Origin of the sequence: Eudoraea adriatica DSM 19308 (assembly GCF_000382125.1) — a bacterium.
Taxonomy (GTDB): Bacteria; Bacteroidota; Bacteroidia; order Flavobacteriales; family Flavobacteriaceae; genus Eudoraea; species Eudoraea adriatica.
The window spans coordinates 87951-101665 of record NZ_KB907553.1; the positions used below are offsets into that span (position 1 = coordinate 87951).

12 protein-coding genes are annotated in these 13715 nt (G+C 37.2%); 6 read left to right on the plus strand and 6 right to left on the minus strand.

The genetic code is table 11. The annotated features are described in order from the left end of the window. The first annotated feature begins 38 nt into the window (after positions 1 to 38). Positions 39 to 2084, plus strand: coding sequence for a hypothetical protein (locus G504_RS0116185; protein WP_240473056.1), 2046 nt, complete (start codon positions 39 to 41; stop codon positions 2082 to 2084). Between the two features lie 823 nt (positions 2085 to 2907). Next, a complete protein-coding gene (locus tag G504_RS0116200; protein WP_019671246.1) occupies positions 2908 to 3309 on the plus strand; it encodes a carboxypeptidase-like regulatory domain-containing protein in 402 nt (133 codons plus the stop codon). Positions 3310 to 3383: 74 nt separating this feature from the next. On the opposite strand, the gene G504_RS0116205 is transcribed toward G504_RS0116200, so the two are convergent. Beyond that, positions 3384 to 3746, minus strand: coding sequence for a toxin-antitoxin system YwqK family antitoxin (locus G504_RS0116205; RefSeq protein ID WP_019671247.1), 363 nt, complete (start codon positions 3744 to 3746; stop codon positions 3384 to 3386). Between the two features lie 488 nt (positions 3747 to 4234). Between G504_RS0116205 and G504_RS0116210 the strand changes: the two genes are divergently transcribed. Further along, a complete protein-coding gene (locus G504_RS0116210; RefSeq protein ID WP_019671248.1) occupies positions 4235 to 6496 on the plus strand; it encodes an inorganic phosphate transporter in 2262 nt (753 codons plus the stop codon). Between the two features lie 116 nt (positions 6497 to 6612). Here G504_RS0116210 and G504_RS0116215 read toward each other — a convergent pair whose 3' ends face one another. After that, the gene (locus tag G504_RS0116215) at positions 6613 to 8388 is read right to left on the minus strand and encodes a Na/Pi cotransporter family protein (protein ID WP_019671249.1); all 1776 of its coding nucleotides are present in this window, start codon (positions 8386 to 8388) and stop codon (positions 6613 to 6615) included. Between the two features lie 99 nt (positions 8389 to 8487). On the opposite strand from G504_RS0116215, the gene G504_RS0116220 reads away from it, so the two are divergent. The 3 genes from G504_RS0116220 (at position 8488) to G504_RS0116230 (ending at position 10635) form a co-directional block, all read left to right on the plus strand. Continuing rightward, a complete protein-coding gene (locus G504_RS0116220; RefSeq protein ID WP_019671250.1) occupies positions 8488 to 9213 on the plus strand; it encodes a DUF6503 family protein in 726 nt (241 codons plus the stop codon). Positions 9214 to 9383: 170 nt separating this feature from the next. After that, positions 9384 to 9890, plus strand: coding sequence for a hypothetical protein (locus G504_RS0116225; RefSeq protein ID WP_019671251.1), 507 nt, complete (start codon positions 9384 to 9386; stop codon positions 9888 to 9890). A gap of 238 nt (positions 9891 to 10128) precedes the next feature. Further along, a complete protein-coding gene (locus G504_RS0116230; RefSeq protein WP_026348640.1) occupies positions 10129 to 10635 on the plus strand; it encodes a nicotinate-nucleotide adenylyltransferase in 507 nt (168 codons plus the stop codon). A 95-nt stretch (positions 10636 to 10730) separates the two neighbouring features. Here G504_RS0116230 and nadD read toward each other — a convergent pair whose 3' ends face one another. The 4 genes from nadD to G504_RS0116250 all read right to left on the minus strand — a co-directional run bounded on the left by nadD (position 10731) and on the right by G504_RS0116250 (position 13715). Continuing rightward, positions 10731 to 11315 (minus strand): nicotinate (nicotinamide) nucleotide adenylyltransferase, encoded by a 585-nt coding sequence (nadD, locus tag G504_RS0116235; RefSeq protein WP_019671253.1) that lies wholly within the window; start codon positions 11313 to 11315, stop codon positions 10731 to 10733. Between the two features lie 80 nt (positions 11316 to 11395). Then, positions 11396 to 11977, minus strand: coding sequence for a guanylate kinase (gmk, locus tag G504_RS0116240; RefSeq protein ID WP_019671254.1), 582 nt, complete (start codon positions 11975 to 11977; stop codon positions 11396 to 11398). Beyond that, on the minus strand, positions 11977 to 12834 hold the full coding sequence (locus G504_RS0116245) for a YicC/YloC family endoribonuclease (RefSeq protein WP_026348641.1): 858 nt from the start codon (positions 12832 to 12834) through the stop codon (positions 11977 to 11979). Before G504_RS0116245 ends, gmk begins: the two co-directional genes overlap by 1 nt. Before the next feature lie 68 nt (positions 12835 to 12902). Beyond that, positions 12903 to 13715 (minus strand): 3-keto-disaccharide hydrolase, encoded by an 813-nt coding sequence (locus G504_RS0116250; RefSeq protein ID WP_026348642.1) that lies wholly within the window; start codon positions 13713 to 13715, stop codon positions 12903 to 12905.

Below are 13715 nucleotides of genomic sequence, written 5' to 3' on the forward strand. Positions count from 1 at the left end.
TACATTTTAAATTACTTATTAATATTAACACTTTAATTATGAAGACGAAAACAACAAAATTCTTAATGATGATTATGGCCATCACAACCCTAACAATAATAGGCTGTAGTAGTGATGATAACAACCCTGATCCTCCCGGGGAAGGAGGAGGTGAAGCTACTTGTACAGACGGAATCCAAAATGGAGATGAAGAAGGTATAGACTGTGGAGGCTCTTGTCCTAACGCCTGCGAGTCAGAAGAAGGAACTGATCTTACAGGGTCAATAACCGAAGACCGCACACTAGACGCAAGTGTTTCCTATGTCTTAACAGGTACGCTTAGTGTTGAAAGTGGCGTTACTTTAACAATTCCTGCAGGAACAACTATTACTTCAGAAACTGGAACCGACAAATATATCGTAGTCCAAAAAGGTGGCTCTATAGATATTCAAGGTACCGCTGCCCAACCAGTTTTAATGACTTCGGCCGGTCAGAATCCTGGAGATTGGGGTGGCTTAGTTATTGCCGGCGATGCGACGACTACAGAAGGTATAGATGCTATTGCTGAAGTGGGTGGTATTATTTATGGTGGGACTACAGATACAGACAGCTCAGGATCCATCAACTATTTAATAATTGATTACGCAGGAGCACAGATTAACTCTGAATCACAATATAATGGTCTATCTCTTTATGCCGTTGGATCTGGAACATCTATAGAGAATGTTGCCATCTTAAACGGAACAGATGATGGTGTTGAATTCTTTGGAGGTACCGTAAGTGTTACCAACTTATATCTTGAAAATAATGAGGACGATGCTGTAGATTGGACAGAGGGATGGAATGGTACTGTAGTTAACACCTATGTTCTTCATACTATTGAAGGTTTTTCTACAGCGGTAGAAGCAGATGGTATAAACGGGAATCCAACGCTTACTAATTTCACTGCCGTTTCTACAGAAAATGGTACAGCACTCCAATTCAAAAAAGAATCTGGAGCAACTATTACTGGGCTATCTTTAACAGGTTATGTTGTTTCTGTAGATATGAGAGATAACGGTGCCCTCGCAAATGTTCAAATTGACGGAGCAACGGCAGATCCAAACTTAACTTATTTAGCTCCACCAACTGTTGATATTGATTTATTCTCATGGGTAGAAAATGCTTCAGAAGTGGAAACAATTGCTTTGTCGGGAACAATCACAACCGACACTTCTCTTGATGCCAATACAATCTATTTGTTAGATGGGAACCTTAGTGTTGAAGCACCCGCCAAATTAACTATCCCGGCTGGAACACTAATAATTGCAGATGCTGCTGGTACTGAAGCTACGGAGACTTATATTGTGGTTAAAAAAGGAGCTCAGATCGATATTCTTGGTACAGAGTCCGACCCAGTTACAATGACTTCCACCGGACAGAACCCAGGTGACTGGGGTGGATTAGTAATCCTAGGAGATGCTACTACCACGGAAGGTGTTGATGCGATTGCTGAAATTGGTGGATTCGTTTATGGAGGAACTAATGACGCAGATAATTCCGGAACTATTAACTACTTAATTATCAACTATGCCGGAGCTCAAATAAATTCAGAATCCCAGTTTAATGGATTATCTCTTTATGCAGTTGGTTCTGGAACTACAATTGAAAATGTAGGTATACTAAACGGTACGGATGACGGTGTTGAGTTCTTTGGTGGAACGGTAAATGCTTCAAATATTTACTTAGAAAATAACGAAGACGACGCAGTAGACTGGACGGAAGGATGGAACGGTACATTAGTGGATACTTATGTATCTCATACTCTTGCAGGCTTTTCAACCGCTGTTGAAGCGGATGGAATTACCGCAGGGCCAACGATAACTAATTTTACTGCCATATCCACTGCTGATCCTGGAGGAACTGCTTTACAGTTCAAAAAGGAAACTGGGGCTACAATGACAAATGTTCTTTTAACAGGATATGTAGTAAATGTGGACATGAGAGACGCAGGTGACGTTGCAAATGTAGTCGTAGATGGTACTCCATTGACTAGCGTTGATGACGATGTCTTTAATGGCACTCCCGTAGACATTACTATGTTTAGTTGGATAACTGGCGATTAGCCATTAAACCGATTAAATACCAATGGAGGCCTTGCAATGCAAGGCCTCCTTATTTTTATTAAGCGTTTATCTTAAATAGCATAGAAAAAAATTTATAATATCATTTTTGACCTAATCGAAATTTTATGACTGAGGATATTTATTTGTTTATGATTATCTCTCTAGCTGCCTTAGCCATTACCGCCGTGGTTGTTGGGTTAAGTAATGATGCGGTAAATTAGTAACGACGCCGGATATTTCTCTTCTCCAAATGTTACCAATTTAACTGTTGCCGGAGCTGATGATACAAGTGAGACAATCAGGCTTAGGGACGTTACCCAGGGTATATTCACCAATGTAGTTCTTAATGACTTTGATGAAGGGTTTGACCTAGACGGAGATACAGGAGATAACCCTACCGGGCAAGGTGTCCTGGACGGAGCTCTTGGTGTAATTGATGTAACTTTTAACAATGTAATTACAAAACTAAAAAATGATACAGGTTTTAATTTCACAGAAGCCTATTTTATTTCAGGTGATGGTAATGGAACAGGTACAGATGTTTCTGCCTGGGGTACAGGCTGGACCGTAGGTATTAACTAATAAAAAATTAAAATACGGATTATAAAGCCCGGTAATACCGGGCTTTGTTTTGAAGTAAGGGTACTTTGACTCTAAAGTTCGGGCGTAATTAGTTAGTTGGATGTTCAAGCAATGAAGTTCTTTACCTTTTGCTTTACTTTTGTCCCGCTTTTTAATAACCTTTTTGTTACACAATAGTAATATTTGGTTAACCTTAATTTTACATTGAGGTCTTTCTTTTGCAATAAAATTTAAGTGAGCGATGAAAGAATTGGTATTGGTATTTTCTCTTCTATTTACAGGGCTTCTGTTTTCACAGCACGAGGGTTCTGTTGCCGGAACAATACTGGACAAAGAAATGAATAATGAACCTATGCTTTTTGCTAACGTTCAACTTAAAAATACCTCCAAAAGTATACAGACCAATTTCCATGGAAATTTTGAAATACATGACATTAAAGCCGGGGATCACATTCTGGTAGTTACTTACTTGGGATATGAGACTTTAGAAATCCCAATTAGTATTGAGGAAGATAAGACTACAAGAGTGATTGATGAACTCGTAGCCAAAAAAATAAGTCTCGATGAAATTGCGGGTTTGTATAAAAAATCAGAAGAAACTGCATACAGTACTACTATTTCTGAACAAAGTTCAGGTAAATAAGAATTACTTTAGGCATTAAACTAAAACATCCCGCTATGAGCGGGATGTTTTTATTATGATTAGCTTTTTGTTGCTTACTTATTGCTATCAGCAAGTCTGGTAGCATTCTTAACACCATTTATACTCGCTATTTCATTATTGCTGTATACAACCTCCTTCATGGTATTATTGGACCAGAAAAGCCACTTGCCGGTTTTATCTCCATTTTTATAGCTGCCCTGGGAAATCTTATTGCCCGAAGCATCATAATTAATCCACTCTCCGTGTAATTGACCTTTTAGATTAAAAGTCCCTTCCTGGCTTACTATTCCATTGTCATGATAATCCGTAACTTCTATTAAGTTGGTTTTATCATTAAATTTCTGTTCTCTCCTATCCTGTCCATAGACAAATACCGCTGTAAATGCCAATACAATTAATAAAACTGTTTTCTTCATGATTACTCCCTTTTCAATTTATAATAGTACAAAGATAAATAATTTTAACTTTAAATCAACTATTACTTAACATTAAATTTACATTGAAAACGAAAAATATTGATTATTAGTATCTTACCAACTTAATTTTTTTAAAATATTCGTTAGATTTTGTGCTCTCTAAGTTTTAAGAACCTGTCTTTGCAGATTATTTGAAATAAATAGAATTTGATCTTACATAAAACCTGAATAACCCACTTCCATAAATTCGCTGTGAAAAATAAATTTCTATAGGGTGGTAAAAAAACCTGTTTATAGCTTTCCAAATATCTTATGGTCTCAAATGTAACATTAAAGAGAATATCCTTACTTTGCAATAGACTTGGAAACAGACTTTATAGTTTAAGCATTAGAGATAAATCTCAATTTTAATTATAAATGATAACTTTAAGGTAACACATCAAAAATACATACTTAGGATATTTACCAATTAATCCTTTTTACTCTTAATGGATAATATTTACTTATTTATGATAATAGCATTGGCCTTCCTGGCCATTGCGGATCTTGTAGTTGGCGTTAGTAACGATGCAGTAAATTTTTTGAATTCAGCTATAGGGTCAAAGGCCATTTCTTTCAATACTATAATGATAGTAGCCAGTGTTGGGATTGCATTTGGTGCAATGTCTTCCAGCGGAATGATGGAGGTGGCGCGCAAGGGGATCTTCAATCCTGGTGAATTCTTCTTTGCTGAAATAATTATAATATTTATGGCCGTGATGATTACAGATATCCTGTTACTGGATTTCTTTAACACTCTGGGCATGCCAACCTCAACCACAGTTTCAATTGTATTTGAATTATTAGGAGCTGCTGTGGCCGTATCCCTTCTAAAAATATGGGCAGCAGATGGGAGTTTCGCAGATTTGAGCATGTATATCAATACTGATAAAGCCACGGAAATTATACTGGGTATCATCCTTTCTGTTATAATAGCCTTTACTATTGGGGCCCTTATACAATTTATTGCCCGATTACTGATTACTTTCAGATTTGAAGACAAACCCAAGTGGCGTGGGGCTATTTTTGGTGGTTTTGCATTAACGGCTATCGTGTACTTTATCCTTATAAAAGGGCTTAAAAGTGCAAACCTTTTTGGTGGAATAATTACAGATTACGTTGCCCAGCAACCTGAACTATTTATTCTGTCAAATTTAATTTTTTGGTCCATCATATCCCGCATTTTTACCGGTGTCTTTAAATGGAATATTTATACTGTAATTATTGTTGTAGGTACCTTTGCGCTAGCCATGGCCTTTGCCGGAAATGATTTGGTAAATTTCATTGGTGTCCCAATTGCTGCGTTGCAGTCTTTTCAGGATTGGCAGGGAACCGGAATTCCAGCATCAGAATATACTATGGAAAGCTTATCTGCAGCGGTTCGAACTCCTGTGATGCTTTTGCTTCTGGCAGGAATTATTATGATAATTACCCTGTGGTTTTCTTCAAAAGCAAGGAGTGTTGTAAAAACGAGTGTTGATCTGTCAAGACAAAATCAGGGTGAAGAAAAATTTCAACCAAACTTCCTGTCCAGGCAGGTAGTTAAATATTCTATTAAGGTTTTTGATAAGGTAAATGATGTCTTCCCTAAAAGTTTACAAAAAAAGGTAAATCAGCAATTCGCCCAAACCTATGATTATTCATTAACAAGTAAGGTTAAAGATTTACCCGCCTTCGACCTGGTTCGCGCTGCCGTAAATCTTATGGTGGCAAGTGTTTTGATTTCCATTGCTCCCTCAATGAAATTACCTCTTTCCACCACTTATGTGACCTTTATGGTGGCTATGGGGACCTCACTGGCCGATCGTGCCTGGGGTACAGAAAGTGCTGTCTACAGGGTTGCAGGTGTGTTTAATGTAATTGGTGGTTGGTTCCTAACCGCAATTATTGCATTTTCGGCAGCAGCTCTGGTGGCCCTAATAATCCATTTTGGCGGTATAATTGCAGTTGGATTTCTATTGTTATTTGCCGCAATTCTGATAACCAGAAATTATTTGAATCACAGAAAATCCAACAGACTTGCCAAGTTGGAATATGGTCTGAAAAGAGCTGAGAGCAGTTCTATTCAAGGGGTAATTGAAGAAAGTGCGGATAACATAACCAGTGTTATTAAGCGAAGTAATAAAATCTATACACATGCTATAGATGGCCTTGCAAGACATGATTTGGAAATGCTAAAGAAAAGCAAGAAACAAGTTTTAAAACTTTCGGCTGAAATAGATGATCTCAGGGATAATATATTTTATTTTATAAAGAACCTGGATGAGAATAATATTGGTGCCAGTAATTTTTATTTAAATATTTTGGACTATCTTCAGGATATTGCGCAATCACTTGAATATATTGGAAAGATCAGCTATAAACATGTAAACAATAATCATAAAAAACTTACCTACAGCCAGATTAAGGAATTAAAAGAATTGGATATCGAAATGGAATCGCTTTTTGACAAAACAAAAGTTGCTTTTGAAGACCGGCAGTTTCAGAAAATCGCTGAAGTGCTGGCTCATAAAGAAGATATGTTTAATTTATTGACTCAAAAAATTTCAAGACAAATCACAAGAACAAGGGGAGAAGAGTCCAGTCCTAAAAATACTACCTTATATTTCAATATTTTAACTGAGACCAAGGATCTCGTAACAGCAACCCTGAATTTAATGGAAATATACTACCAGGAATACGACAGCAATATTCAGCCGGCAACCTTATAGTTCATCAACTAAGTCAGCTGTTATAATTGAATTCCCCCTTCCTTAAATTCTAAATTATACTATAAAAAAGTTAGCCTAAGGACTCCTTATACAAAGTCATTTTAAGGTTGAGCCAATTATGCTGCAGTATTCATATGGTTTACTCCTTCTTGTATTTCATTTAACAATGGATCTTTCGATGTGTATAAAATCTGAGCAACCTCTATTAGTTTCTCCATAAGAACTTTTACATTATCGTGGTCATTAACCAGTGATGATGCCATATCCGTAGTTATCAGATCTTCCCTGATTAGTCTATCGATATTAACATTTTCTTTTTCTAAACTATATTCAATTTTGTTGCGAAGAACATTTAATTCCTTGTGAAATTCCTCTCTTGATAATTCAGTCCTATACAGAAATATAACCCTTAAAACGGTTATAACCAACTTTCTATAATTATTGTATCTGTCTTTTATATAGGTGTTTTCGGACCCCAAATATTTTGAAACATTCCGGTTTAATTCCCTGACGTCGCGAATGATTTCCACCATATTCCTGTTTGCCAGTTTTAGTTGCATAATTCGACTATTCTGGGTCTCGGTTAAATTTAGAGTACTTTGGGCCAGGGTAGCATATTTAATAATTTCGCCGTAAATAGTCTTCACTTTAGACAGGTATAAGGCTCTTACATCTGTCTTAAAATCTTCCACAGATTTCTTAATTACTTTTTTGGTCTTTAAATCCGACAAAATATCCGATCGATGAATATTCAGTGCGTGAGTAACAATTTCAAAAATTGCATTCTTGTATAGATAATCTGTCTCTTTAAACAAGGTTGCTATGGCGGTCTCCGGATACTTTAACATTTTATCATCCAAATATTTTGGTACTTCTATGGCCTTTTCGGGGAGTATTATCTCCGGGACCATTTTCTCAACAAGACGGGCTATAGGCTTAATAAGCCAAACCAGTATAAATGTATTCAGGACATTGAAAATCGTGTGGAATAAGGAAATCGCAACCGGAGCTGCTGCAACGTTTACAAATGGTGATGCAGAACCTAATTTCTGTACTATCAGGCTAATTAACTGCAAAAAGGGATAGAACACCGCAAGCATCCAGATTACACCCAAAATATTAAAAATAAAATGGGCCCTTGCCGTTCTTTTGGCCTGGTAATTCCCGACTATTGAAGCAATATTGGCAGTTATGGTAGTACCAATATTTTCGCCGAGAACCATGGCCGCAGCCAATTCAAATGGAATAAGGCCCTGTGCAGTCATTAATAATGTCAATGCCATAGTAGCACTGGAAGATTGAATAATCAGGGTTAGAAATGTGCCAATTAATAAAAATAGAAGTACAGACCAAAATCCTGCATCGGTATACCTCGTAAGAAATTCAAGGATTTGGGGGTTATCATCTATATTGGGCATGGCCTCCTTTAAAAACTGCAATCCAATGAATAAAATGGCAAATCCGATGATAAATTCTCCCCAATTTTTTGAATTTTCTTTTTTTGAAAACGTAATTAAAAACCCAACCCCCACTAATGGCAGCGCAATTGCACTCATGCTTACTTTAAATCCCAATATTGTAATTAACCATGCTGTAATGGTAGTACCTATATTAGCTCCCATGATTACGCTAATAGCCTCCGGTAAGGTTAGTAAAGAAGCATTCGAAAAGCTTACCACCATAAGTGTAGTGGCGGAGGAAGATTGTATTACCGATGTGATAAGAAAGCCGGTTGCTATGCCCAAAAACCGTTTAGATGCCATGGTTGCAAGAATAGACCGCATTTTATTACCCGCAAGCTTTATCAAGGCATCGCTCATTACTTTCATTCCAAAGAGGAATAAGCCCAGAGAGCCTATCAATTGCAAAATATCTGTAAAACCGTATGCCATGTATCTAATGCTTGTCTATTTTTTAAATTTAAGTAACAAATAGTTAATTCTAAGTAAATTTAAGATATTGTAATTCTATCTATTGAAAATAATCAAAACATGACAAAAGCTTTCTTACTGTTATTTTGTGCCTGGAGTACCACTCTCCTATATGGGCAGCACCTTTCTCCTAATCAGGTACTCAACAAAGCCATAGCCTATCACGATCCGCAGGGAAACTGGGTTGATTTTAAAGGGCAGCTCTTCATTACCATGAAGACACCTAACAGCAGCGATAGATTAAGTGAAATAACCATTGACCTGCCACGACAATATTTTAAGTTAGTTACCAAAAAAGACAACATAATTACAGAGCAAATTATAAATAAGGGGAATTGTAAATTTCTGCTTAATGGCTCTGAAACACTTTCTGAGGATGAAATTGCCAAACACAGATTGACCTGCGAACGTGCCCGGACCATGAGGAACTATTACACCTATTTATACGGGCTTCCAATGAAACTAAAAAATCCGGGGACCTTACTGGATCGAAAAGTATATCGAAAAACATTTCAGGGAAAACTTTATGAGGTGCTCAGGGTTACCTATAAAGAAGCTGTTGGAAAAGATACCTGGTATTTCTATTTTGATTCTGAAACGTATGCCCTTGAAGTTTATCAGTTTTACCACGATGAAGAAAAAAATGATGGCGAATACATCATTCTTAGTGGTCTGGAAGAAATTAACGGCATTAAAATGCCAAAAATTAGAGCATGGTACTACAATAAGGATGATAAATATTTAGGCACGGACACCCTTACCAAAACAAGCCCGCTCAAAGACTGATTAAGAGGTTCGGATAAGCGGATATTCGGGCATTATTCATACCGTATTATCTCATTTCAGCCCGGTACTTTAACTGACCAAGATCATTTCACAAGAATAAATGCTTTTTTACTTTTAACCAGAGTTATGCTACAAAGCGTAAAATTTTACAACATCTAAAATCTGGAATTATGAAAAAATTTATTCTAAGTTTATTAGTTATTGGCCTTACTAGCCAGGTATACTCACAGATTACCAAGGTAGAAGAATTATCAGAGGTTGTAGTTACCGCTGTTAACTACAAATATTTAAATCAAACAGACAACAAAGAGGCCGCTGTTCCTGTTCAAATGTTACAACGCAAGGTTGCTGCCTATGATGTAACAACAAAAGATTATTATCAGGATGATTACGAATACTATACCGTGGAATTTTATATTCCTGACGGTAAAATAGTTGCCGCCTATGATCCTGACGGTAAGATTTTAAGGACTATTGAAAAATTTAATAATATTAAATTACCCACTGCTGTATCTGAAGCTCTATTAGATCGATTCCCTAACTGGACAGTTGCAAGTGATGTTTATCGGGTTACTTATACAGAAAAAATGGGCGCCAAAAAAGTTTATAAGCTTAAGTTAGAAAATGGTGACAAAGAAATGAAGATTAAGATGAATGAAGACGGGGAGTTTCTTTAAAATGCAGCAAAGGTAACTCTGATTACATTTACCAGTAATATGTAGTTGTCTTATTGAAAAAAAGGTTCTGCCTTAGTTAGCGGCAGAACCTTTTAATTTTTAGTATTTTCTTTTTTACAATTTGATCAATTGGCTGAGGCACGACTGATCCAAATCATTTCAGGAAACTTTGAGGGACGATATCTTTGTACTATTAATGCCAGAAAGTGGCTATATATTAACTTTAAAACGTACTACCATGAAAAAATTTTGTATCGGTTTATTGGCTTTTGGGATAGCCGGCCTGACATATTCTCAAGAGGTCAAAGTAGAGGAACTATCTGAAGTTGTTATTGAGGCTGTAAATTATAAGTATTTAAATACGTCAGACAACAAAGAAGCTCCGGTACCTGTTAAATTACTCGAGCGTAAAGCGGCGGCATATGATGTTACCACCAAGGATTATTATCAGGATAATTATGACTATTACACTGTTTCCTTTGTTATCCCCGACGGGAAATTAGTTGCTGCTTATGGTCCTGATGGTAAAATTTTGAGAACCATTGAAAAATACAACGACGTTCCATTACCAGATGAAGTTCGTCAAGCATTGCAGGACAGATTCCCAAGCTGGGAGATTGTCAAGGATGTTTATAGAATCAGGTATGAGGATAGAGAAGGTGCCAAAAAGAACTATAAGATTAAATTAAAAAATGGGGATAAAACAATGAGAGTAATGATGAGTGAGAACGGAGAATTTCTATAAAATCCGTTTTTAATTGATGTCAAAGTTTACCCCTGATGTTGCTATTTTGCAAGGCCCGGGATTCTGTGTTCCGGGCCTTTTTAATTGAGATACAACTATCTATAAAAATTCATTTCATCCAAATAGGTCCAGACGGCATCTGGCAGCATTGCCCTGATATTTTTCCCCAGTCTATGTTGCTTTCGTATAAATGTGGATGAGATTTCCATTATAGGTGCATTCACCTGTCTTATTTTCGGATGGCCTTTAATTTCAGGCTCTGAGGAACCCTTAGAAATCCGGGGATACACATAAATTTCATGATTTTCCAATATTAGCTCGTAATTTTTCCATTTGTGAAAGCTCTTTAAATTATCCTCCCCCATTATCAGGCAGAATTCATAGTCATTGCCAAACTTTTCTTCCAGGTGCACCAATGTATTTATCGTATAATTTGGCTGTGGTAAATCAAATTCTATTTTGCTGGCCTTAAGTTTAGGATATTCTTTTACAGCCTCAAACACCATTTGATAACGATGATTGTTATCCAGTAAAGTTTTCTTGACTTTAAACGGACTCTGAGGTGTAATCACAAACCAAACTTCATCAAGATCAGAAAACTCAACCAAATAATTTGCTATGACCAAATGACCCACATGTATTGGGTTGAAAGTCCCAAAAAAAAGTCCGGTTTTCTTCATGAATAGCCTCTAAATTTTATTCATCCAATATTTCAAGCAAGATTTTTTTAAAGCTTTGCCAGGGTCTTTCCCTAAAGGAATTATTTTCTTTCTACCCCAACAAAATTTGCGACTAATTCATAGGCTTCTTTAAGTGCCGTATCCAAATCGTAGTTTTTAATTACTTTGTCAAACTGGGGTGCCGTGGCTAATTCTACGGAAGCCTTGGCGATTCGCATATTAATCTTATCATCGCTTTCCGTACTCCGCTTTTTAAGCCTTATTTTTAGTTCGTCTACACTAGGGGGCTTTACAAATACTGCCAGTGTCTTATTGGGGTATTTACGTTTTATTCGCAATCCCCCCGCAACGTCAATATCAAATATGACATTTTTCCCTTCAGCCCATAATCGTTCTACTTCAGTTTTTAATGTGCCATAAAAATTATCTCTGTAAACTTCTTCCCATTCAAGAAAATCATCGTTTTTTATATGCCTTTTAAATTCATTTATGGTTATGAAATAGTAGTTTACCCCATGCTTTTCTTTCCCCCTCCTTGGCCTTGAAGTAGCAGAAACGGAAAAGGCCAGGTTAAGCTCTTCCTGCTTTAGCAAATATTCTACTATTGTAGTTTTTCCACTACCTGAAGGAGCCGCAAAAATGATAAGCTTACCTCCTCCCATTACAGTACATTGAGCATTTGTTCCTTAATTTTTTCCAACTCATCTTTCATTTGAACCACCAACTGTTGCATGGGTGCATAATTTGCCTTCGAACCTATGGTATTTATCTCCCTGCCTATTTCCTGGCTGATAAAGCCTAATTTTTTACCATTGGAATCAGCAGATTTCATTGTCTCGGTAAAATAGTTTAAATGGTTGTCTAGGCGAACTTTCTCCTCTGTTATATCATATTTTTCCAGGTAATAAATCAGCTCCTGCTCAAAACGGTTAGCATCTATTTCGGTCTTCAAATCGGCTACGGCTTTCTCCAGTCGCTCACGAATAGTTGCCAATCTATCCGGATCCATATTTACTACTTCAGCTAAAAGGTTCTTTATTGTTGAAATCCTATCTGTAAAATCCTTTTCAAGTACCTGTCCTTCTTTTGTGCGAAAACCAATTATTTCTTCCAGAGCCTTCTCAAGGGCATCTTGTATGATTTTGTACTCGGAATCATCAATATCTTCCCTTTCTGTTTTAAGAGCGTCCGGTAATCTGAGTGCCATTTCCATTAGCTTTATATCATCGCCATCTGCGATAGATCTCAGCTGTTTTATGTATTGCCTGACCACCCCTTCATTCACAACAGAAGATACTTCGTCTCCCGTAATTTCTACATATAAACCAAAATCTATTTTACCACGCACCAGGGAATCGGCAATTGTCTTTCGAAGCTGCAATTCCTTCTCGCGGTAGGCCGAGGGCATACGGGCATTGATATCGAGATTTTTACTATTCAGGGATTTTAATTCGATGGTGATTTTTTTGGATGGAAGCTGCACCACATGCTTCCCAAACCCTGTCATGGATTGGATCATAAACTCTATTTAATTTTGATAAAGGTACTAAAATCTAAAAGGGATTTTTTAGAACCCAACCTAATTTACTACAATTCCCTGATCCAAATATTCCTGAAGCTTACCCGGCTATTATCGCCATGATCCTGAAGCTTCAATGGCCCTTTGCCATGAGGCGGGTTTTTTGGCCAACCTATATAGGTCATGGCCCCTTTTATTTCCACATGATCCTGTACCAGCACACCATTATGAATAACCGTTATTGTCCCCGATTTGGTTTTACCGCCCTCCGAATTGAATTCCGGGGCATGGTAAATAATATCATAAGTGTTCCATTCTCCGGTAGGAACCGAGGCTTTTGCCAAAGGCACATGCTGCTTGTAAATCGAAGCTACCTGCCCGTTTACATAAGTGTCATTGTCATTATTATCCAAAACCTGAACTTCATAAAGGCCCGCTAAAAATATGCCGCTATTTCCCCTGTTCTGTCCATCTCTTTGTATTTCAGCCGGAGATCTCCATTCAATATGCAACTGTACATCCCCAAATTTTTGTTTGGTCTGTATATCCCCCGCTTTATCTTTTACGGTCATACTTCCGTCATCGTTCAGATGCCATACAACCTCTGAACTATCCTTAGCCATCTCCCAATTATCGAAATTACTTCCGTCAAAAAGAACAATGGCATCGCTTGGAACACCATTATTTCCAAATGGATCTACAACGGGTGGTACAGGTTCGTAGATCTCGGTCTGTTCAGGTTCCGTGGGTTCTTCCCCCATATATTCCTCATAAACTATTACATCATCAGAAGTGTCTTCCTGAAGTTCATGCATATCCTGAGATCCTTGTTTGCAACTTACAATCGCAAGTATTAACAACAACAAATAGTATCGATTCAT